The following is a 2,241-nucleotide window of genomic DNA, read 5'->3' as shown; positions in this document are numbered from 1 at the left end:
GCTCAGGGGCCGGCGACCGCGGCGCCCTCCCCGTCCGGCACACCGGTGCCGACCGCCACGCCGGTCGCGCGCACGCCCGGCAAGTTCACCGCGATCCCCCGGCCCTGCCAGCTGCTCACCAGGTATCAGGCCACCGAGGTCGTGGGCAAGTACCTGACCAGCAGCAGGGAGCACTCCGTCGAGTGCGCGTGGAGCAGATCTCGCGACGACAGGTCCCTCGCGCTCCACGTCAGGTTCTACCTGTATCCGCAGCAGGGCGACGGTTATGAGACCAAGCTCGCCGAGGAGCACGTACAGGGTGCCAGGGCCAAGGCCGAGTCGGAGGCCGGCCGCGGCGGCAGCGGCGCCGAGCAGGGCGAGGTCTTCGAGATCCCCGATGCGGGCGACACGGCCGTCGGCTGGGAGAAGCGGGAGACGACGTTCAGCAGCAAGAAGTTCACGGTGCACTCGGTCTTCAGCACCAGCAACATCGTGGGAGAGGTCCGTTTCACCCGCAATGTCGAGAAGGAGCCAGGGCTGCGTGACAAGGCCGAGAAGGCCGTCGCCTACCTCGTCAAGAACCTCGACGCCAAGGCCTGACCCATGCGTGTGATCGCCGAGCGGTACCGGTTGCTCGCCCCTCTGGGCGCGGGGGGCGCCGGCACGGTGTGGCGGGCCCACGACATGGTGCTGGGCCGCGAGGTCGCGATCAAGGAGGTACGTCTGCCCGCCGACCCGGCCAGGAGGGGCAGAGCGCTCACGGACACCCTGCGCGAGGCCCGCGCGGCGGCGTCGCTGAACCATCCGGCGATCGTCACGGTGCACGACGTCATCGCCGAACAGGGGCAGCCGTGGATCGTCATGGACCTGCTGCCCGGCCGGTCGCTGGCCGACCGGCTGCGTGAGAGCGGCAGGCTCCCGCCCGGCCAGGTCGCCGCCGTCGGGCTGCGGGTGCTCGACGCGCTGGAGGCGGCGCACCAGCGCGGGATCCTGCACCGGGACGTGAAGCCGGGCAACGTCATGCTGACCGACTCCGGCGAGGCCGTCCTCACCGACTTCGGCATCGCCGCGCACATCGACGACACGCCGAGCGCGACCGCGACCGCCGATCACCCGGGGGCCGCCGGCTCACCGGGGTACATCGCGCCGGAACGCCTGCGCGGCGAGCCCGCGGGACCGGCCTCCGATCTCTGGTCGCTGGCCGCCACCCTGTACACGGCGGTGGAGGGGCGCGGCCCCTTCGTACGCGACTCGCCCATGGCGATCGTCGCGGCGGTGCTCACCCAGCCCGCGCCGCCACCGGTCAACGCGCATCCGTTCGGCGGCCTGCTGATGGCGATGCTGGACAAGAACCCGGCCGCGCGCCCGCACCCGCGGGCGATCAGAGCCGGGCTCCAGCCGATCGCCGCTCCCCTGCCCGCGCGCCGCTCGGTGATGACGGCCACCACCGTCCCGGTCGCCTCCAGGAAGAGCAGGCTGCCGGTCCTGCTCGGTGGCCTGGCGGCCGCCACCGCCGTCGCCGTCACGGCGGTGGTCCTGGTCAACGCCTCCGCCGGGACCACCGGGCCACCGGAGAACACGCCGGTCGCGCAGGAACCGTCCTCTTCGCCGCCGCCCGCCTCCACCCCGTCGGGAACGCCCACCCCGGAGGCGAAGGTTGACGGCGCGTTCGTCGCGGCGCCCGAGGCCTGCGGGCTGGTGAGCGACCAGAAGGCGGCCGAGATCCTGCCCGGGATGCGCAGGCGCGCGGGTCCCGACACCACCAAGTGCGACTGGATGGCCGGCGTCCTGGACAAAACCGTCGGCATCGAGATCGAACACGCGCCGCAGGTGGCGCTGGCGAAGAAGATCATCACCAGCAGGAAGCGGGCGCAGGCCACCAAGGAGGGGCGGTCGCAGAGCCTCACCTACCAGCCCGTACGCGACCTGCCAGGCCTCGGGGACGAAGCCTTCGGCCAGGACTGGTGGAACACGACGTTCGCGCAGGCCCACAGCATCGTGTGGGTACGCGTCAGCAATCTCGTCATCGAGGTCGACTCGTCCGTCCCCAACGCCAAGCTCACACCCGAGCAGCAGGACAGAGCCACCAAGGCGGCCCGCGCGATCGTGGCCGCGCTCCGGGACGTCCGGTCGACCGGGACAGGCTGATGCGTGCAACCGTCAAGTTCACGAGAGGAGGCGTGGCGTCCACCGGAGTTCCGTACGCGACCGGAGCCGTGCGCCACGGACCGAGATGAACGAGGTACCCACCCCGCCCCGCGC

General features: G+C 72.0%; 2 protein-coding genes. Both read left to right on the top strand.

The window, feature by feature from the left end:
• Nucleotides 1-579, top strand: a 579-nt coding sequence (locus E1267_RS45200; RefSeq protein WP_165960130.1) for a DUF3558 domain-containing protein, incomplete at its 5' end; no start/stop codon positions are given.
• A gap of 3 nt (nucleotides 580-582) precedes the next feature.
• Nucleotides 583-2,127 carry a serine/threonine-protein kinase gene (locus E1267_RS43470; RefSeq protein ID WP_132342119.1) on the top strand — a complete coding sequence of 515 codons (1,545 nt, stop codon included), beginning with the start codon at nucleotides 583-585 and terminating at the stop codon, nucleotides 2,125-2,127.
• The last annotated feature ends 114 nt before the right edge of the window (nucleotides 2,128-2,241 follow it).

The organism is Nonomuraea longispora (assembly GCF_004348345.1).
GTDB classification, from domain to species: Bacteria; Actinomycetota; Actinomycetes; order Streptosporangiales; family Streptosporangiaceae; genus Nonomuraea; species Nonomuraea longispora.
This window is presented reverse-complemented; position numbering and strand designations above follow the sequence as displayed.

Coding starts and splice junctions, on each gene's coding strand:
- E1267_RS43470 (WP_132342119.1), top strand. CDS start 583: ATGCGTGTGATCGCCGAGCGGTACCGGTTGCTCGCCCCTCTGGGCGCG.